Below are 20,018 nucleotides of genomic sequence, written 5' to 3'. Positions count from 1 at the left end.
TTGACTTGGATTTCGTGACCGAACCCGGAGGCCCGCGATGAAACTGGCGCACAAACTGACCCTGTCTTCGGCCATGACCGTGCTGATGATCCTGCTGATCGCAGGGGTCTTCACCCTGACCCTGGGCCGGCTGGCGGAGAGCAAGGCGACGCTGACGGGCACGTCCGGCGTGGCCGCAAAGTCGGTGCGCGCCGTATCGGCGGGCAATGACCTCTACGCCATCGTCGCGGACGCGGAGATCAACCATAACCTGGAGGAGACGCGCAAGGACTGGGCCGAGAAGAAGCAGGGTATTCTGGCCATGTTCAAGGATTTGCGCGCCGAGGCCGATCTGCCGGAGGAAAAGGCCGCCCTGGACGGCGCCGAGGCGGGCCTGCGCGACTACATCGCCATCTTCGAACAGCAGATGCTGCCGGCGTTGGAGAAGAGCGACGCCTTGACCCCCGCCATCCGTGAGTTGGACGGCAAGGTGGATGAGGCGCGCGACCAAATGACCCAGAATCTGGAGAAGATGGCGGCGCTGAACCTGCGACAGTCCGAGGACGCGGAGAAGGCCTTCGACGCCGCCTCCGCCAAGGGCCACGTCCTGGGCATCGCCTTCGCCGGCATCGCCATCGCGTTGAGCCTGGTGCTGTCCTGGGCCACGGGGCGGTCCATCACCCGGCCGGTGAATCTGCTGCGCGGCGTCATGGAGACCATGGCCGGCGGCGCCCGGCAGGTGGATGTGCCCGGCGTGGCGCGGGGGGATGAGATCGGCGCCATGGCCCGCGCGGTCGAGGTGTTCAAGGAAAGCCTGATCCAGGGAGACGCGCTGGCGGCGGAGCAGGCGACCCTGAAGGCCGCGGCCGAGGCCCAGCGCAAGGCCGCGATGGCCAGCGCCGCCGATCATTTCGAGGCGACGGTGCGCGCCGTGGTCGACAAGGTGGCGACGGCCGCCGCCGACATCCAGACGACGGCCCGCGAACTGGGCACCGCCGCGGAGGAGAGCCTGCGGCAGACCACCACCGTGTCGGCCGCCGCCAGCCAGTCCGCCGGCAACGTCCGCACCGTGGCGACGGCCAGCGAGGAGCTGTCCTCCTCCATCGGGGAGATCAGCCGCCAGGTGGAGAATTCCGCCGTCGTCGCCCGTGAGGCGGTGGTGCAGGTGGATGCGACGCGCGGGACGGTCGATGGCCTGGCCGACGTGGCCAACCGCATCGGCGCCGTGGTCCAACTGATCAGCGACATCGCGGGGCAGACCAACCTGCTGGCCCTGAACGCCACCATCGAGGCGGCGCGGGCGGGTGAGGCCGGCAAGGGCTTCGCCGTCGTGGCGTCCGAGGTGAAGGCGCTGGCCACCCAGACATCCCGGGCCACGGAGGAGATCGCCGCCCATGTCGGGGCCATCCAGGGCGCCAGCGGCCAGGCGGTGACGGCCATTAGCGACATCGGCGCCACCATCCGCCGCATCGACGAGATCGCCTCCATCATCGCCGCGGCGGTGCAGGAACAGGGGGCCGCCACCCAGGCCATCGTCAGCAACGTGGGCGAGACGGCGCGGGCGACGGAGGAGATCACCGAGAACATCTACGGCGTCAACGAACGCGCCGGGAAGACGGCCCGCAAGTCGATGGAGGTCGAGGCCTCCTCCACCGAGCTGACCAGCGAGGCCCAGGTGCTGCGCGCGCAGGTCGACGCCTTCCTGGCCCAGCTGCGCGCGGCGTAGCCGCAGGGGTATCCATGATGGGCGGCGGGCTGGTCCTCAGGCGAGGGCCAGCCTGCCGTTTTTCAGCGCCAGGCGCTTTTCACCACCGGCCGGCACCGTCACCGCCACCACCTCCTCGCCCAGGCGCACCTGCCAGCGTCGCGGCTGCTTGCCGGCGTTGCGCAAGGCGGCTTGCGCCAGCGCGCCGTCCTTCCAGGCCAGGTCCAGCCGGCCCTGGCCGCGCACCCGCACGCCGCGCAGGCTGCCGTGGCCCCAGGTGCTGGGCAGGGCGGGCAGCAGCTCGATGTCGTCGCCGATGCTCTGCACCAGCATCTCCACCATGCCCGCCGTGCCGCCGAAGTTCCCGTCGATCTGGAAGGGCGGGTGGGCGTCGAACAGGTTGGGGTAGGTGCGGTCCGGTCCCAGCAGCAGCTTCAGGATGGCGTGCGCATGGTCACCGTCGCCCAGGCGCGCCCACAGGTTCAGGCGCCAGCCCAGGCCCCAGCCGGTGGCGTCGTCCCCCCGGATCTCCAACGTCCGGCGCGCGGCCTGGATCAGGTCCGGCGTGCCGCGCCGGGTGATCTGATCGCTGGGATAGACGGCATAGAGGTGGGAGACATGGCGGTGGTGGATCTCCGGCGCCTGCATGTCCCAATCCTCCAGCCATTCCTGCAACTGACCGGCGTTGCCGATGCGGTCGGGGGGCAGGCGGCCGCGCGCGGCCGTCACCCGGGCGCGGAAGTCGGCATCCTTGCCCAGGATTTCGCCGGCCTTGACGGTGATGGCGAACAGGTCGCGCAGGATCTGCCGGTCCATGGCCGGCCCGGCGCACAGCGAGGTGCCCAGGGGGTGCTCGTTTTCCGGCGACAGCGACGGGTTGGTGACCAGCCAGCCGCTGCCCGGCAGGACCATGAGCGTATCCAGGAAGAACTGCGAGGCGCCCTTCAGGATGGGGTAGATGTCGGCCAGGAAATCCTTGTCCCGGCCATAGTCGTAGTGGTCCCACAGGTGGCGGCACAGCCACGCGCCGCCCATGGGCCAGAGGCCCCATTTGGGGCCGTCCGGCGGCCCCACCACCCGCCAGACGTCGGTGTTGTGGTGGGCCATCCAGCCGCCGGCGCCGTACATGTCCCTGGCCGCCCGCGCGCCGGTTTCCGATAGGTCCTTCAGCATGCCCACCAGGGGCTGGACACATTCACCCAGGTCCACCAGCTCCGCCGGCCAGTAGTTCATCTCGGTGTTGATGTTGATGGTCCACTTGGACTCCCAGGGCGGATCCACCTGCTCATTCCAGAGGCCCTGCAGATTGGCGGGCTGGCCGCCGGGGCGGGAACTGCTGATCAGCAGATAGCGGCCGTAGTTGAAATAAAGGGCGGCCAGGGCCGGATCGTCCTGCGGGGCGGCGGCGCGCACGCGCTCATCGGTGGGCAGGCCGGCGGCGGGCGTCGTCCCCAGGTCCAGGGCCACGCGGTGGTACAGGCGTTGATGCTCCGCCACATGGTCGGCCAGCAGACGGGCATACGGCTTGGCGGCGGCCTGGGCAAGGGTGGCGGCCGTCAGGGCCGCCGGGTCGGCGCTGATGTCGTCGAAGCGCTTGTAGCCCGTGGCGGCGGTGATCAGCACCACGGCCTCATCGGCATGGTCGATGACGATGCCGTCGCTGCCGGCCCGCACGGTGCCGCCGCTGGCGATGACCTTCAGGCGCACGGCGAATTTCAGCCGCCCCTCGATGCCGAAGCGGCTGGGGCCGATGCCGGTCAGCAGCAGGCCGTCCGGGCCGTCCGCCGCCAGGGTGGCGTTCTGGGGTGTCAGCAGCGACAGGTTGGCGCTGACGAGGCCTGGCTTGTTGGCCGACAGCCGGGTGACGATCACCTGGTCCGGCGCGCTGGCGAACACCTCGCGCGTGTGGGTGGACGACCAGGCGCCGCCGCCGCTGATCAGGCGCGTGGTGGTCACGGCGGTGTCCAGATCCAGCCGGCGGTGATAGTCGTGCACCGTGTCCAGGCTCTGGAATAGCAGCACGGCGTCGCCCAGCGGTTGATAGGGCATCTGCTTCAGGGGCTTGGCCATCACCTTGGCGGCCGCCAGCGCCTCCGCCTCTTTGTATTTGCCCTGGAAGATCAGGTCGCGCACCTGCGGCAGGTTGGCCTTGGCCTCCGGATTCACGTCGTCGTAAGGGCCGCCGGCGTAGAACGTGTCCTCGTTCAACTGCAGACGTTCCATGGAAATGCCGCCGAACACCATGGCCCCCAGCCGGCCGTTGCCCACGGGCAGGGCCTCCACCCACTGCGCCGCCGGCTGGTTGTACCAGAGCGTCTGGGCCGGGTCCGGGGTGGGCAGGGGCGTCACCGGGGCGGCGGGCGGCGCCTCCTGCGCCAGGGCGGGCCGGGCGGCGCCGGCCGACAACAGGGCGGCGGCGCTGGCCATCAGGATTTCCCGGCGCGATATCGTGGACATGGGTAGGCGGCCTTCCCCGTGGTGGATCGACGGTCAGGACAGGGGATCGGTGTTCGGCGGGCCCGTCGGGCCGCCGGCCGCGCTGGGGCGCCCGCTTCCTCCGTCACCGGCGATCAGCGCCGCCGTTGCGGGTGATCCTAATGTGACCGGTATCATGGGGCAAGGCGTGGCTCGCTTGCGGGGGTTGGATGATAGCGTTATCATCTTATTAATTCGCGCCCCGGAAAATCCGCCCATCCCGTCGGGAATAGAGGTGGGACGGGCCCCCGCGGATCCACCTGTCCGGCACCAGGGAGGCCCGGGTCGGGTGGTGTCATCGGCTAGCGGCACCCAAGAAGACCCGAGAAGAACAAGGAACACCCATGAAGCACCGCATGGCCCTTCTGGCGTCCGTGACGCCGGCCTTACTGCTTGCGGCCCTGGCACCGCTCCACGCTTCTGCATTTCAGACCACCGCTCATCAAACTGAGGCACAGCAGGCTGAGACCCGGCAAACCTCGAATCCCCCGCAAAAGGCAGCCATCACCGTGACTGACAGCGCCCGCGGCGTCGCCCACCCTGAGCTGTGGCCGACCGCCAAGAGCAAGGGCCTGGTGGACGCCAAGACCGAAGCCTTCGTGACCGGCCTGATGGCCAAGATGAGTTTGGAGGACAAGGTCGGCCAGATGATTCAAGCCGACATTTCCACCGTGACGCCGGCGGACCTGGCCAATTATCCCCTGGGCTCCATCCTGGCGGGGGGCGACAGCGCGCCGGCGGGCGGCGACGACCGCGCCGGCCCCGACAAGTGGGCGGAGACGGCGCGGGCCTTCCGCGCGGCCTCGCTGGCGGAACGGCCCGGGCGCGTGGCCATTCCCATCATGTTCGGCATCGACGCCGTGCACGGGAACAACAACGTGGTGGGCGCCACGCTGTTCCCCCACAACTCCGCCCTGGGCGCCGCACATGACCCCGCCCTGATCCGCCGCATCGGCGTCGCCACGGCGCAGGAGACGGCGGCGGCCGGCATGGACTGGGCCTTCGGCCCCACCCTGGCGGTGCCGCAGGACCACCGCTGGGGCCGCACCTACGAAGGCTATTCCGAGGATCCGGAGATCGTCCGCCAGTACGCGGGTGAGATGGTGCTGGGCCTGCAGGGCCAGGCGGGTGCCGGCCAGGCGTTGCAGCACGGGCATGTCGCGGCCTCGGCCAAGCATTTCCTGGGCGACGGCGGCACCACCAACGGTGTGGACCAGGGCGACGCCGATATCAGCGAACAGGATCTGATCCGCATCCACGCGGCGGGTTATCCGGCGGCGGTGGACGCCGGCATCATGACGGTGATGGCCAGCTTCTCCAGCTGGCAGGGCGTCAAGATGCACGGCAACAAGTCGCTGCTGACCGATGTGCTGAAGGGTCGCATGGGCTTCGACGGCTTCATCGTCGGCGACTGGAACGGCCATGGCCAAGTGCCGGGTTGCACCGCGGACTCCTGCCCCGTCGCCGTCCTGGCCGGTCTCGACATGTTCATGGCCCCGAACGACTGGAAGGCGCTGTTCACCAACACCGTCGCCCAGGTGAAGGCGGGCGAGATTCCCATGGCGCGCATCGATGACGCCGTGCGCCGCATCCTGCGGGTGAAGGCCAAGCTGGGCCTGTTCGATCCCGCCCGCCCGTTCGAGCTGAAGGACGGCGTCATCGGCAACGCCGAGCACCGCGCCCTGGCGCGCGAGGCGGTGCGCAAGTCGCTGGTGCTGCTCAAGAACAATGGCCAGGTGTTGCCGCTGAAGGCCAAGTCCCACGTCCTGGTTGTGGGGGAGGCGGCGGACGAGATCGGCCGCCAGACCGGCGGCTGGACCCTGTCGTGGCAGGGCACCGGCAACAAGAACAGCGACTTCCCCGGCGCCACCTCCATCTATGAGGGCATCCGGCAGGCGGTGGCCGCCGGTGGCGGCACCGTGGACCTCAGCGCCGACGGCAGCTTCACCACCAAGCCGGACGTGGCGGTGGTGGTGTTCGGCGAGATGCCCTATGCCGAGTTCCAGGGCGATATCCCCAGCCTGGAGTTCCAGGCGGGCGACAAGCAGGATCTGGCGCTGCTGAGGAAACTGAAGGCCCAGGGCATCCCGGTCGTCTCCGTCTTCCTGTCCGGCCGCCCGCTGTGGGTGAACCCGGAGATCAACGCGTCCGACGCCTTCGTGGCCGCCTGGTTCCCGGGGTCGGAGGGCGGCGGCGTGGCCGATGTGCTGGTGGGCGATATGCAGGGCCGGCCGCGCTACGACTTCACCGGCAGGCTCTCCTACTCCTGGCCCAAGACGGCGGCGCAGGCGACGCTGAACCGGCTGCGCCAGCCCTACGATCCGCTGTTCGCCTACGGCTATGGCCTGCGTTATGCCGATGCCAAGCCCGACACCGTGCCGCAGTTGCCGGAGGTGTCGGGCGTGGACGCGGCGGCGGCCAACATCGACACCTATTTCGTGAAGGGCCGCAACCCGGCGCCGTGGAGTTTCGTGCTGCGTCAGGGGACCACGTCCGTGCCCGTGCCAGGCGATGGCACGGCGACCGAGGTAGCGGGCGCCCTGGCGCTGAAGCCGGTGGACGCCGGCGGAATACAGGGTGCCGGCCGGCAGCTGAGCTGGAGCGGCAAGGGCGACGCCGCCATCGCCGTGACCGGCGGCAACACCCTGGACCTGACGCGCCAGGCCAACGGCGCGCTGTCCTTGCAGGTGGACTATCGGGTGGATGAGGCACCGGCCGGCACCGTCTGGCTGGCCTCCGGCACCGGACCCGGCACGCCAGGTGTCCTGGACCTGACCGCCGTTCTGAAGGCCGCCCCCGTCGGCCAGTGGCAGACCCTGAAGGTCAAGCTGTCCTGCTTCAAGCAGGCGGGGGCCGATCTGTCCCGGGTCACCACCCCCTTCGCGCTCAGCACCAGCGGCACCCTGCGCTTGTCCCTGGCCACCGTGCGGCTGTCCGCCGATCCGGCGGGCTCCATCTGTCCGGGCCATTGACGGCCAATTAAATTAAGATGTTTTATTAATTCGGATCCCGGCTGCGGGTCCGCATGGGAGGAACCTTGAGAATGAAGACACGTACCGCCGTCGCCGCCCTGATGTTGGCCGGCCTGCTGGCCGCCCCGGCGCTGGCCCCCCCTGCGCTGGCCGAGGACAACAAGCCGCCCAGCGCGGAGCAGGTGGCCAAGTGGCATCAGGAAGAGGAAGACCGCCTGCACACCGACTTCGCCTACCTGAACCGCTACGCCGCGGATAATGAGAAGCTGAAGCCCGGCTCGGTCCAGGTGGTGTTCATGGGCGACAGCATCACCCAGCTGTGGGTGGACAAGACGCCGGGCTTCTTCACGCCCGGCCGCGTGGGTCGGGGCATCAGCGGCCAGACCACGGCGCAGATGCTGCTGCGCTTCCGCCAGGACGTCATCGACCTGCATCCCAAGGTCGTGCACATCATGGCCGGCACGAACGACCTGGCCCAGAACTGGGGCCCGGTGTCGCCGCAGCAGCTGAAGAACAACATCATGAGCATGGTGGAACTGGCCCAGAAGCACGGCATCACCGTGATCCTGGCCGGCATCCCTCCGGCGTTGGACTTCAAGTGGCGCCAGGGCCTGGACCCGGCGCCCAAGATCGCCGCGCACAATGCCTGGCTGAAGGAGTACGCGGCCCAGGTCGGCGCCCTGTTCGTCGACTACAAGGACGTGGTGGGCGACGGCAAGGGCGACTTCAAGCCGGGCTTGGCCTCCGACGGCGTGCACCCGACCGAGGCCGGCTATGTGGCCATGGCGCCCTTGGCCGACAAGGTGGTGAAGGAAGCGCTGGCGAAGGCCAAATGACCGGCCCCCACCGCTGAAAAGACCAACGCCCGGGACTGGCTGGTCCCGGGCGTTTGTTACAAGCTTGGCGCCGTCTTTCAGCGCGACAGAATCAGCTGGAGATTACCGTCATGATCAAGCAGCAGCGCGCTTTCACCCCGCCAGACCAATGTCTCGGTCGCCTTCATCGCGTTCACGATCGCGAAGACCTGATGGGTCTCGCTTGTGCCACAGTCCCCCATGATGACGACTAGGGCCTGCAAAGAGACTTTATTGTCAGCGATCTGATAATGGCCGCCCGACGGGCCGCAACCAGCGTAGATATTCAAAGCGCCATCAGAATTGAAATGCACCGTCGGCCAAGCAAGATCGATGGTCTGACCAGCATTTGGTGGCGATGTGTACTCCCGTAGTTTGGGGACCGCCATGGCGACGCCGTCGAAGTAGGCGAGAATCCGCCATTGCCCCCCTGTCAACGCTGGCGCATTGACAGGCGCGCGGACGACCACCGGCGGCTTACCAGGGGCGGGTAGAGGTGGCACATCGTCCGCTCGGGCAATGCTTCCGCCGATCAGACTGATAAGCGCAAATGAGGCCAAGGTTCGGGCGCGGCGCATTCAGCTTCTACGCTGCATCCGCCAACGCCGCCTTCGGGGCGTGGCGCAGGGGCAGGGACAGGGTGCGGAAGGTGGCGGCGCGCCAGACCCATTCCAGGGGCCCATAGCGGTAGTGGCGCAGCCACCAATGGGCGACGGCGCATTGCAGGATGACGAAGGCGACGCCGCTGGCGACGCTGTAGAACGGGCCCATATGGCGGTAAAGCCCCAGGCCAAAGCCGTAGAACAGCGGCACGAAGACCAGGGCCTGGGTGATGTAGCAGGTCAGGCTCATGCGCCCGAAGGAGGCGAGCGCCCGCACCGGCGCCAGGGCCTGGACGCGGGGATACAGCAGGACGAAGCCGCTGGCCCATATGGCCATCTGCGCCAGGCCGCAATAGGCGTTGGCCAGGTTCGTCACCTCATAGGCCGTCATGGCCGGCAGGCCGGCACCCTCCGCCAGGCGCTTTAGGGGATAGAGGACGGCGAAGGCCAGCGCGCCGCCGGTCAGGATGCCCTGCAGCAGGCGGCGATGCTCGACGGCCCGTTCCAGGATGTGGTTGCGCCCCACCACCAGGCCGACCAGGAACAGGCCCATCATCTGCAGGTATCGGCCGGTCTCGATGGTCCAGAAGGTGCGGGCCAGCACGCCCTGCCACAGGTTGGCCTTCACCACGTCCCAGAAGCCGCCGTTGGCGTAGATGGGCATCAGCCCCTCATACACCGTCCAGTGGAAGGGGACGGGCGGCGCGGGGGCGGTGCCGTCCAGCAGGCCCGCCACCTGCCACAGGCTGGGGGGCTGGATCAGCAGAACGGCCGCCACGGCCAGCAGGGGCCGGTCGCCCAGGCGGTGCAGCAGCACCAACGGCGCGCCCATGACCGCCAGGATGGTCAGGATGTCGCCGCAGTAGATCAGGCCGTGCAGATAGCCGATGGCGAACAGCACGGCCAGCCGCCACAGGAAGCGCGCGGACGCGCTGCCCTCGCGCCGCGACCAGCTGCCCAGGATCAGGGAGAAACTGATGCCGAACATCAGGGCGAAGATGCCGTAGGCCTTGCCGGCGAACAGGAAGAAGGCCGTGTCGTGGGCCGCCGTGTCGAACGGCTTCAGCCAGGCGGGCGATATGGCCGCATCGCTCAGGAAATCGAAATGCTCAATGGTGTGCAGCAGGAACAGGCCCACCAGGGCCGTCCCCCGCAAGGCGTCGATGACGGTGATGCGGTCGCCCGCCCCGTCGACCCGCGATCCCGATGCGCTCATATCAGGCCATCCCGTTGTTCTTTTTACCCCCTGGCTGACCATCTCCCGGGGGATGCCAGCGTTGTCATGCTGCCACCGGCCGGTCGGCGCGGCAATGCCGGTTGATGAACTCGGCGTGGGTGGGCAGGGCGTCGGCCATGCGCCGAATGGCCTCGCGGATACGGTCCAGGCGGGCCGTCACCTCCGCTTCCGGCATGACGTCGGCCACGGGGTCGTAGGAGTGCGGCTGGATGCCCTGGCCCAGGAACACGGCCACCCAGCTCGGCTCCGCGAACAACTGCTCGTCGAAGCGGGCGATGCGGCCCCGGGCGCGAAACAGGTCGATCTTGTGCCGCAGGCTGTCGGGGATCTCCATGGTGCGGCAGTAATTCCACAAGGGGGAATCGTCCCGTTCCACCGCGTGGTAATGCAGGATCAGGAAATCGCGGATCTGCTCGTATTCAATGTTGGTCAGGCGGTTGTACTCATCCACCGTCGCCTGCTCGAACCCGTCGCGGGGCAGCAGCGAGACCATGCGGAACAGGCCGCTCTGCACCAGGTGGATGCTGGTGGACTCCAAGGGCTCCATGAACCCCGAGGCCAGGCCCAGCGAGACGCAGTTCTTGGTCCAGGAATTTTTGCGCCGCCCGGTGGTGAAGCGCAGCAGGCGCGGATCGGCCAGTGGCTTGCCGTCCAGGTTGGCCAGCAGGGTGGCCGTCGCCTCGTCATCGCTGATGAAGCGGCTGCAGTAGACATGGCCGTTGCCGATGCGGTGTTGCAGCGGGATGCGCCACTGCCAGCCGGCCGCCCGCGCGGTGGAACGGGTGTAGGGCGTGATCGCCGCCACGCCCTCGCAGGGCACGGCCGCGGCCCGGTCGCAGGGCAGCCAGTGGGACCAGTCCTCGTACGGGGCCTTAAGCGTCTCCCCGATCAGCAGGCCACGGAAGCCGGAGCAGTCGACGAACAGATCGCCCGCTACGCGGGTGCCGTTGTCCAGCACCAGGCTGTCGATGAAGCCATCGGCAGCGCGCTGCGTCACCTGGACGATCTTGCCCTCGGTGCGCTTCACGCCGTTGCGCTCGGCCACGCCACGCAAGTACTGGGCATAGAGGCCGGCGTCGAAGTGATAGGCGTAGGCGATGACGGGGCCGCCCGGCCGCGCGTCCGGCGCCGGCGGCTGGAACTTGCCCATCCGCGCCGCGACGGTGGAGGGGGAATAGTCGCCGATGTCGCTGGTGTCGCCCTTGGCCCGTTGGCGCAGCCAGTAATGATGGAAGGACACGGCGTCGATGGTGTGGCCATGCGGACCGAAGGGATGGAAATAGCGGTGGTTCAGCCGCGTCCAATCCACGAACTCAATGCCCAGCTTGAACGTCGCCTGGGTTTTGCGGACGAAATCGACCTCGTCGATGCCCAGCAGATGGTTCAGGAACTGGATGGGGGGGATGGTGGCCTCGCCCACGCCGACGGTGCCGATCTCGGCCGATTCCACCAGCTCGATGGTGCCGTACTTGCCCTTCAGCACCCGGGCCAGCACGGCCGCCGCCATCCAGCCGGCCGTGCCTCCGCCCACGATCACGATCTTGCGCCCGCGGCGCCCATCCTCGTTCCGCATCGCCTCGGCCATGCCCCGCGCACTCCCCCACATGATCTTGTCGTTGCCGCCCCAGCTTACGGCAGGGGGCGGCCTGAAAAAAGGCGGCCCTGTCTCCCCGGCCGCGACCAGCGCGACCGGGGAGAGACAGGGCCAGACAACGAGGCTCCCCGGGAGAAAGCGTTACAGGGAGCCGCGGATGACGAAGGCGTAGCGCCGGTCGGCGTCGACCCAGTTGTGGTAGGTCAGGTGGCCCGGGTACCCGACCAAGATGCGGGTCTGCGCATCGGTCAGGTTGGCCGCCTCCACGCCCACCTTCAGGTAGCTGTTGACGGTGTAGAAGAAGGACGCGTCCAGCTGGCCGTAATCATCCGACCAGGCCGGGATGTTGATGTTGGCCGCCGAGGTGGTCAGCAGGTAGCGCTGGCGCCAGTTGTAGGCCAGGCGGAACTCAAACGGGCCCTTCTGGTAGATGCCCGCCAGGTTGTAGCTCCACTTCGACATGCCTTCCAGCGGCAGGCTCGTGTTGGTTGGCGCGGCGTTGGTGACCTGGGTGGCGTCGTAGGGGTTGGCCGCCGCGTTGCGGCCGCCCTCGCTTTGCACGAAGGTGACGTTACCCTGGAAGCCCAGGCCGCTCAGAAAGCCCGGCAGGAAATCGTAGAACTGGGTGTAGCCGAACTCGAAGCCCTTAACGCTGCCCTGGCCGGCGTTGTAGGGCTGCACCACCAGGACGTTCCGGGTCACGCCGTTGTTGGTGAACGCGACGTTCTGGGGCGACGTGGTGATGAAGTCGAACACGTCCTTGTTGAACACCGCGGCGGTGATGCTGCCCGTGGGGGCGAAGTACCACTCGATCGAGGTGTCGAACTGGTTGGACCGCATCGGCTTCAGGTTCGGGTTGCCGGCGTAACCCGTCCACTGGTAGACGCAGTTGCCCGTGGCGCCCGTTCCCAGGCTCTGGCAGTGGCCGCTGCTGTCCAGCAGACCGGCGGTGGCGCCGATGTTCAAGGATGGCTGCAGCTGCGAGAAGTCGGGACGGACGATGGACTGGGCGAAGGCGAAGCGCCACTGTAGGTCGTCCTGCAGCTTCAGGCGCAGGTTCACGCTGGGCAGCACGTCGGTGTAGTTGCGGCCGCCGCTGATGACCGTGCGGGCGCCGTTGGCGAAGGCCAGGTCGGACGAGGGCGCGCCGTTGAGGTTGGTCACGGTCACGAAGTTGGCATTGCCGGAGCCCTGGGCATCGGTGTTGACGACGCGGAAGCCGACATTGCCGTCAAACGGCTTGTTGCCGCCGAAGAAGGGCACGTCATGTTCGAACCGCAGCAGGGCATAGCCGGCCGTGGTCTCTTCCGTCTGGGTGTTCACACCGGCGCCGCCGCCGTTGTAGCTGCTGTAGTCGCCGTTGAACGGCACCCAGTTGCCGTAGGAGTCCGCCGCCGACAGCGCCTTCAGCTGCGCGGCGACCCCATTGTAGAAGCCCTTGCTGAGGGAGGCGCTGGGGATGACGAACTGCGTCGGGACGGTCACGCCGCCGCGATAGAAGTTCTGCAGCGGCCACACGCTGGCCGACGACGCGCCGGGCGTGGTCTGGTTCAGCGTCTGGATGCCGTTGGCACCCCAGCTCTGCACCACGCCGCCCCAGTTATAGTTGGTTTCGCGCGTGATCGACTTGCGGTCGGTGTGACGGACGCCGAAGCGGAAGGACTTCAGCCAGTCGGCGTCGTCGAAGCTGTACTCGGCGTCCAGGCGCTCGGCCCACTCATGCGCCTCGTTGTTGTTATGATAGTCCATCGCCGCGTTGTAGTAGTAGTTCGCGGGATTGGAGATGAAGCTGCTGTTGGCTGGAATGCTGATGGTGGGCAGGCCGCTGCCGTTCAGCGTCAGCGTCGCCGCCGGCAGGGGATTGGTCAGCGCTTCGAAAACCGTGAAGTCCAGCTGCTTGCTGGTGGCGTCGATGTACTGGGCGTCGCCGCTGATGTTCCAGTTCTTGGTCGGCGTCCATTTCATGTGCAGGGAGTAGTCGGACGTGACCGATTCCTTGATGTCATAGCGGCTGTCGATGACGTCAGGGTTGTTGGTCGTGCCGCCCACGGTGTCGGCGATGGTGCCGGAGATGTAGTTGCCTTGCGCGTCATACTTGAAGCTGGTGCCGGCGGCCGGGCCGTTGCCCGTGCCGGAATCCAGGCCGATGGCGTTTTCCAGCGACTCTTCGGTGGCTTCCGACCGGATGTACTGGGCCGTGAACTCCAGGTCGCTGCTGGGCCGCCATTGCAGGGCGCCGACGATGCCCTTGCGTTCCCGCGTGAACTCCAGGCTGCGGTAGCCGAAGCCGGTGGGGACATAGACGGTCTGGCCGGGCACCAGGTCGGTGCGGGCCTGGAAGGGGTCGACCGACACGGTGTCGGTGCGGCTGGCGAACTTGCCGTCCGCCACGTCGATCAGCACGCCCACTTCGCCGATGCCGGTGTTCCAGCGGTCGCTGTAGAGGGCGGAACCGGACGGCTTGCCCTTGCCCACCAGGTCGCCATAGCTGTAGTCGGCGGAGTAGGCGAGGATGCGCTCCTCGCTGTCGAAGGGCAGGCGCGTGCGCAGGTTGATGGTGCCGCCGATCCCGCCTTCGACCAAATCGGCCGACGGGTTCTTGTAGACGTCGACGCCGGCCATCAATTCCGACGGGATGTCGGCGAAGCTCAGGGTGCGGCCGGACTTGGCCGAGAAGCTGTCGCGGCCGTTGAATTCACCGCGCACCCAGCTCAGGCCGCGCACCTGGACGCCGTCGCCTTCGACCGAGATGCGGTCGGCGTCACGGGGGTCGGGCGTGCGCTGGATGGTGATGCCGGAGATGCGTTGCAGCGCCTCGGTCACGCTGCGGTCGGGCAGGGCGCCGATATCCGTCGCGGTGATGGAATCCACCATCTGTTCCGAGTTCTGCTTGATGGCCTGGGAGCTTTCGATGCTCTTGCGAAGGCCGGTGACGACGATTTCCTGCAAATCATCGCCCGCCGCCGGAGAGGCGGTTTGTGCATATGCGAAAGACGTGGCGCCGATCGCGCCAATGGTCAGCGCCGAAGCGCCCGCCAGCATGAAATTACGATAGGAGCGATTGGAGCGTCTCATCGCGTTTCCCTTCCCTGATTTATATTATTCCACGGCAGAACCGCGGCTCTTTTTGCCAAGGCGCCGCTCTGGGGCGTCAGCCTGTGGTCATATAAATGCATATGAGACTTCTGGCGGCCATGCAACCAAAGAATGTTAGCGCTCCCATCAAAAATGGTAGCGCTCCTTTACACAATGTTAGGAAATCGCCATCCTGACCAATATCCAAACGCTCCATAGCGTAGCGAATATTGGAAAAGTGTTTTTAAATCTTACACATAGGAACCACCCTCGGTGGTGGTCCGGGCGCCGGGGCGCGGTGTTGCGCGGAAGTCGCTATTGGTGACAAAGAGGGCGCGGTTTCGAATTCCGCAGCCCGGTGTCGCCGGGCGCCCGCCGCTACCGCTGTAGGCGGGGGACTCAGGTCGTATTTTTCAGACAAGAGTCAAAAACCGCCGAGAAGCTCCCCGGCGGTTTTATCAGACATTGACCGAAGGCTGGTTTGGACGCGCGCTCAGCGGGACAGGCCGGCCATGCCGGAGGACAGGTTGGCCCGGCCTGAGGCTGCGCCCCCGAAGGGCGTGCGGGGGCGCAGGCCATGCCGATAGATCTGCGTGATCAGGTCGCGGTGCCGGGGCAGGGCGGCCAGCGCCTGCTCCGTGCTGGCGCGGATGGCGGCGAACTGCTGGCGCGCCTCGTCCATGTGCCGGAAGGCGCCGGCCTGGGCGCTGAGGTCGGTCGTGTAGCCCATGCCATACAGCACGAATTGCCAGCTGGCCTCGCTGAAGGTGTCGAGGTTGAGATCGAAGTCCAGCCCCTCCGGCGGGCGGTGGCGCCAGCGGTCCAGCAGGTCGTGCAGCGTATCGGGCACGGTGGCGGCGTCGGCGTTGTCACGCCAGAAGGCGGTGTCGGTCCGCCGTGTCAGGCAATAGTGCAGCTTCAGGAAGTCCAGCGCCCGTTCATAGCGCTGACGCATGATGCGGTTGAACTGCCGCGCCGCCGTGGCCATGTCGCCCCCCCAGGGGAACAGGCTGGTCAGCAGCACGGACGCCACCTCGATCAGGACGATGCCGGTCGATTCCAGCGGCTCGAAGAAGCCGCTGGACAGGCCGATGGCGACACAGTTGCGCACCCAGGGTTCCGGGCGGTAGCCGGCTTCGAAGCGGAAGGTGCGGGCCGTCTTGTCGCCCGCCGCCGGGCCGATATAGTCGCGCAACACCTGCTCGGCCCGCGCGTCGTCGGTATGGTCTGAGGAATAGACGTGGCCGATGCCGCGCCGCGTCTCCAGCCCGATATCCCAGGTCCAGCCGGCCTCGTGCGCGGTGGAAACGGTATAGCTGGGGATGGGGGCGTCCGGCTGGTCGTAAGGTACCTGCAGTGCCACCGCCCGGTCGCAGAACAGCCATTTGCGGCAAGACTGGTAGGGGGACTTCAGCGCCTGGCCGATCAACTGGGCGCGGAAGCCGGTGCAGTCGATGTAGAGGTCCGCCGTCAGCGTGCCGTTCTCGCGCGTGACCACGCCGGCCACGGCCCCCGTCTCGTCCAGGGGCACGGCGTCCACCGTGTCGACCACGTGGCGGACGCCCAGGTCCGTGGCGACGACACGCAACAGGCGGGCGAACTTCACCGCGTCGAAATGATAGGCGTAGTTCAGGGCGCCCGCGTAGTCGCCATCGCCGGAGCGCTTGGGCGCCAGGGCCGCGTCGGCCACCCGCTTCTGCATCGTCAGCGCGGTGTCCAGCGGCACGCCGTCACCAGCGGCACCCAGCAGCCAGTAGGGCACCAGGTCCAGGTCCTGGCGGCTGATGGCGGACTGGAAGGGATGGAAGTAGTGGTCGCGGCCGTCGGTGCCGGGGGCATGTTGCCAGTGATCGAAGCGGATGCCCTGCTTGAAGGTCGCCTCGCTCTCGCGCATGAACACCGACTCATCGATGCCGATGCGGCGCAAGGTGCGCTGGATGTTGGGGAAGGTGCCTTCGCCCACGCCCAGGATGCCGATGTCGGCCGATTCCACCAGGGTGATGCGCGCGCCGCCCGGCTGGCCGATGGACAGCGTGCGGGCAAGGTAGGCCGCGGCCAGCCAGCCAGCCGTGCCGCCCCCGACGATGAGGACGTTCTTGACCGGGGCGCCGTTGGTGGCGGCTTTGGCGGCGGTGGTGTCGGCCATGGCCATTCCTTCCCGTGTTGGTGCCGAACCCCTATAGGGGCCTGGACCTTAACAAAGGGAAAACCCCCGGCCCATGACAGGCCGAGGGTTCCCCGAGTGACAGCTACCGGATCAACCCAAGGATCGATCAGTAGGTGAAACGCACCGTCGCGCTGTAGCGGCGGTCGGCCACGAACCAGCTGCGGCCGTACTGCTGGCTGCCGAAACCCATCAGCGTCTTGGTCTCGCTGTTGGTCAGGTTCTGGGCTTCCAGGGTCAGGGTGATGTGGTCGTCGAAGGTGTAGGCGACCGAGGCGTCCAGCGACCCGTAGTCGTCGGAGAAGATGGGCAGGTTGTAGGTGACCGTCTGGCCGGCGGCGTTGGTGTAGGTGCCGTTCGTGCCGTTGGCCGTCGGGGTCAGCAGGTACTTGCTGCGCCAAGTGTACGCCAGGCGTGCCGAGATCGGGCCTTTCTCGTACATGCCGGTGACGTTGTAGTTGTACTTCGACAGCAGGTCGACCGGCAGGCCGGTGATGCGGTTGCCCAGCATGTCGTAGGACAGGTCGCCGGGGCTGCGGCTGTTGATGTAGGTGAAGTTGGCGTCGATGCCCAGTCCATCGAACGGGGCGGGCAGGAAGCTGAAGAACTTCTGCACCCCGAACTCGGCGCCCTTGATGTACGCGGGCGAGGCGTTGAAATAGCCGCTGGACGAAACCGGCATGACCTGCGTCACGCCGCCCGGCAGGCTGATGGGCAGGTTCAGCGGGGTCACGCCGTAAGAGATGTAGTCCTTGATCTGCTTGTAGAAGCCGGCCAAGTGCACCTGGCCGTCCGGCATGTACCATTCCAGCGAGACGTCCAGGTTGTTGGACAGCTGCGGCTTCAGGTCCGGGTTGCCGGCGTAGGTGGTGGCGCCGGTGATCTGCTGGTTGGCGTTGGTGATCAGGCTGACTTGGCCCGAGGCGTTCAGGGCGTTGAAGCTCGGGTTGGACATGGACTGATACGCCGCGAAGCGCAGATGGATGTCATCCTGCGGCATGAACTGGATGTTGAACGACGGCAGGGCCATCAGGCTGTTGTGCCCGCCGCCATTGGCGGTGAAACCGCCCGGCAGGGTGCCCGAGGCGCCGTTGTAGAACACGGTGCCGGTCGGCTGCTGGATGGACCCTTCGCTGCTGTTCTCGTTGTTGACGATACGGACACCGAAGTTGCCGTTCATCTTCCAGCCGAACAGGTCGTCCTCACCGAAGCGCGTCATGATGTAGGCGGATTCGGTGCGGGTCTTGGTGTGCGACAGCGTGGCGTCGGTGTAGGTCACCGGCTGGGTGTTGTCGCCCGGCAGGCCATAGGCGTGGTGGATGGCCGTCAGGTTTTCCGGGTAGCCTTCGGCCAGGGCCCAGGACGGGAAGGCGGCGGCGCTGGGCAGGGCCGTGGCGCCCCGGAAGAAGTTGCTGAAGCCGCTCACCGTCACATCGCCAGGGGCGGCGTTGCTCAGGTACTTGAAGGTCGACGGGTCATTGAACGACGGCGTCAGGCCCACCCAGTTGTAGCCCGAGACGTTGTCCTTCTCGGTCCGGTCGGCGAAGCGGGCGCCGACCTTGATGGCGCGCAGGAAGCTGGAGTCGGAAACCTTGTATTCGGCATCGCCCGACCACGACAGCTCGCGGCCGATATGGTTTTCCAGGTGGTCCATGGTCGCGTACCAGATGGTGCGCGAAGGATCCGCCACCTGCGCCGGGTTGCTGACCTTGATGGACGGCAGGTCGCCGGTCAGGTCGATGGCGTAGCTGGGCACGGAAACCTGCGAGAACAGGTCGATGCGCTGCTGCTGGGACTGGGAGACGGCGTACTGGAAGTCGGTGTTGATGGTCCAGTTCGACGTCGGCGTCCACTTCATGCCCTGCGACAGGTCGGTGGTGACGTTGTGCTGGTTGGTCAGGCCGGGGTTGACCGTGGCCAGGCTGCCGCCGGACTCCGAACCCACCTGCAGCGGATCCCAGCCGGTGGAGCTGAGGTTGTTGGAGGTCAGCAAGCCGCCCGAGGGGCCGAAGGTGCTGGTGCTGCCGGGGGATACGGTGACGGCGTTGCCGCCCGTGTTGTAGACGCCGGCCTCGGTCGACTTGCTCCAGTAATCCGAGCGGAAGCCCGTCTGGTAGAAGGTCAGGTCCGGGTTGGGCGACCACTGCAGGGCCTCATAGGCGCCCAGGCGCTTGCGGTCGAAGTTGCCGGAGCGCCAGTCGAAGCCGCCTGGAACGTAGACGTTCTTGCCGTTGAAGGTCTGGGGGAAGTAGGGCTCGACCTGGATGGTGTCGTGGCGGGTGCTGATGTCGCTGTAGGCGACGTCGAACATGGCGCCGATCTCGCCGATGCTGGTCTGCCAGCGGTTGGCGTACAGGATCGAGGCGTTGGGCTTGGTCTGCTGGATGAAGTCGCCGTAGTTCGCGCCGACGGACCCGCTGATGGTCTGCTTGTCGTAGTCGAACGGCATCTTGGTCCGCAGATTGACCGAGCCGCCGATGCCGCCCTCGATGATGTCGGGGGTGCCGCTCTTCACCACGTCGATGCCGGCCAGCAGTTCCGGCGGCACGTCCTCGAACAGCAGCGCGCGGCCGCCGTTGGCGCTGAAGGCCTCACGGCCGTTCAGGGTGCTGCTGACCTGGGACAGGCCGCGCACGGTCACGCCGGAGCCTTCCACCGAATAGTGGTCGGGGTCGCCCACGGCGGCGAAGTGGGTGATGGACACGCCGGGGACGCGCTGCAGCACTTCGGTCACGCTGTTGTCCGGCAGCTTGCCGGCGTCGTCGGCGGAAATGCTGTCCAGGATCTGGTCGGCGTTGGCCTTGCGCTTGGCGGCGTCGGAAACGGCGAAGCGCTGACCGGTGACGACGATCTCCTGCAGTTCGTCATCGGCGGCGGCGGCCTGGGCCCGCGCGACGGAGGCGCCTGTCAGGGCGCCGAGGACCAGCACGGACGCGCCGGCCAGCACGAAGGAACGATAGGAATTCTGGGGCCAACTCATGGCGTTTCCCTTCCCTGGGTATCTTATTCTCGCGGGTCAAAAGGCCCACGCGCGTTTCGGCCCGGAGTGCCGTTTTTAAGCGTCACACCGTAGTCATATAAATCCATATGAAGATTCATGCGGGCCTGCAACGGGAGAATGTTAGCGCTCACATGAAAAGTGTTACCGGTCCCTTTCCCCGCACGGGAATTTTTGCCAATTTACTAACAATATCAATGCGTTCAACCATAGGTCTGTGTTGCGATAAGGGCACAGATGTCCCTTTTGAGGGCTTTTTAGCCTATTCCCCAACCCTTCAGGGATAGGGCCGGTAGGATGCTCTCCCGACTGATCGGTCAACTCGGTAACCTGTGCCAAGGGATTGATTAGCTGGAATTTGTG

10 protein-coding genes are annotated in these 20,018 nt (G+C 66.9%); 3 read left to right on the top strand and 7 right to left on the bottom strand.

Annotated elements, in window-relative coordinates:
• Positions 1–37 precede the first annotated feature (37 nt).
• Complete coding sequence (locus UAJ10_RS26165) at positions 38–1,705, top strand: methyl-accepting chemotaxis protein (protein ID WP_322918267.1); 1,668 nt, start codon at positions 38–40, stop codon at positions 1,703–1,705.
• 36 nt (positions 1,706–1,741) lie between these two features.
• Here the strand turns inward: UAJ10_RS26165 and UAJ10_RS26160 are convergent, their stop codons facing one another.
• On the bottom strand, positions 1,742–4,141 hold the full coding sequence (locus UAJ10_RS26160) for a glycoside hydrolase family 95 protein (RefSeq protein ID WP_322918265.1): 2,400 nt from the start codon (positions 4,139–4,141) through the stop codon (positions 1,742–1,744).
• 527 nt (positions 4,142–4,668) lie between these two features.
• Here UAJ10_RS26160 and UAJ10_RS26155 point away from each other — a divergent pair.
• Positions 4,669–7,131 (top strand): glycoside hydrolase family 3 protein, encoded by a 2,463-nt coding sequence (locus tag UAJ10_RS26155; protein ID WP_322918263.1) that lies wholly within the window; start codon positions 4,669–4,671, stop codon positions 7,129–7,131.
• 71 nt (positions 7,132–7,202) lie between these two features.
• Positions 7,203–7,967 (top strand): SGNH/GDSL hydrolase family protein, encoded by a 765-nt coding sequence (locus UAJ10_RS26150; protein ID WP_322918262.1) that lies wholly within the window; start codon positions 7,203–7,205, stop codon positions 7,965–7,967.
• Between the two features lie 77 nt (positions 7,968–8,044).
• Here UAJ10_RS26150 and UAJ10_RS26145 read toward each other — a convergent pair whose 3' ends face one another.
• From UAJ10_RS26145 to UAJ10_RS26120, 6 genes are all read right to left on the bottom strand, one after another.
• Positions 8,045–8,563, bottom strand: coding sequence for a hypothetical protein (locus tag UAJ10_RS26145; protein ID WP_322918260.1), 519 nt, complete (start codon positions 8,561–8,563; stop codon positions 8,045–8,047).
• Positions 8,564–8,570: 7 nt separating this feature from the next.
• Positions 8,571–9,803 (bottom strand): DUF418 domain-containing protein, encoded by a 1,233-nt coding sequence (locus tag UAJ10_RS26140; RefSeq protein ID WP_322918259.1) that lies wholly within the window; start codon positions 9,801–9,803, stop codon positions 8,571–8,573.
• A 64-nt stretch (positions 9,804–9,867) separates the two neighbouring features.
• Complete coding sequence (locus tag UAJ10_RS26135; RefSeq protein WP_322918258.1) at positions 9,868–11,409, bottom strand: tryptophan halogenase family protein; 1,542 nt, start codon at positions 11,407–11,409, stop codon at positions 9,868–9,870.
• Positions 11,410–11,559: 150 nt separating this feature from the next.
• Entirely contained in the window at positions 11,560–14,493 is a 2,934-nt protein-coding gene (locus UAJ10_RS26130; RefSeq protein ID WP_322918256.1) for a TonB-dependent receptor, read from the bottom strand.
• Positions 14,494–14,986: 493 nt separating this feature from the next.
• The gene (locus tag UAJ10_RS26125) at positions 14,987–16,639 is read right to left on the bottom strand and encodes a tryptophan halogenase family protein (RefSeq protein WP_322918255.1); all 1,653 of its coding nucleotides are present in this window, start codon (positions 16,637–16,639) and stop codon (positions 14,987–14,989) included.
• 127 nt (positions 16,640–16,766) lie between these two features.
• Positions 16,767–19,637 (bottom strand): TonB-dependent receptor, encoded by a 2,871-nt coding sequence (locus tag UAJ10_RS26120; RefSeq protein WP_322918253.1) that lies wholly within the window; start codon positions 19,635–19,637, stop codon positions 16,767–16,769.
• Positions 19,638–20,018 lie beyond the last annotated feature (381 nt).

This window comes from Nitrospirillum guaranorum (genome assembly GCF_034653275.1).
Taxonomy (GTDB): domain Bacteria; phylum Pseudomonadota; class Alphaproteobacteria; order Azospirillales; family Azospirillaceae; genus Nitrospirillum.
This window is presented reverse-complemented; position numbering and strand designations above follow the sequence as displayed.

Excerpts from the sequence above, each read along its gene's own strand:
- UAJ10_RS26135 (WP_322918258.1), bottom strand. The coding sequence starts at position 11,409 with ATGGCCGAGGCGATGCGGAACGAGGATGGGCGCCGCGGGCGCAAGATC.
- UAJ10_RS26130 (WP_322918256.1), bottom strand. The coding sequence starts at position 14,493 with ATGAGACGCTCCAATCGCTCCTATCGTAATTTCATGCTGGCGGGCGCT.
- UAJ10_RS26145 (WP_322918260.1), bottom strand. The coding sequence starts at position 8,563 with ATGCGCCGCGCCCGAACCTTGGCCTCATTTGCGCTTATCAGTCTGATC.
- UAJ10_RS26160 (WP_322918265.1), bottom strand. The coding sequence starts at position 4,141 with ATGTCCACGATATCGCGCCGGGAAATCCTGATGGCCAGCGCCGCCGCC.
- UAJ10_RS26165 (WP_322918267.1), top strand. The coding sequence starts at position 38 with ATGAAACTGGCGCACAAACTGACCCTGTCTTCGGCCATGACCGTGCTG.
- UAJ10_RS26140 (WP_322918259.1), bottom strand. The coding sequence starts at position 9,803 with ATGAGCGCATCGGGATCGCGGGTCGACGGGGCGGGCGACCGCATCACC.
- UAJ10_RS26120 (WP_322918253.1), bottom strand. The coding sequence starts at position 19,637 with ATGAGTTGGCCCCAGAATTCCTATCGTTCCTTCGTGCTGGCCGGCGCG.
- UAJ10_RS26150 (WP_322918262.1), top strand. The coding sequence starts at position 7,203 with ATGAAGACACGTACCGCCGTCGCCGCCCTGATGTTGGCCGGCCTGCTG.
- UAJ10_RS26125 (WP_322918255.1), bottom strand. The coding sequence starts at position 16,639 with ATGGCCGACACCACCGCCGCCAAAGCCGCCACCAACGGCGCCCCGGTC.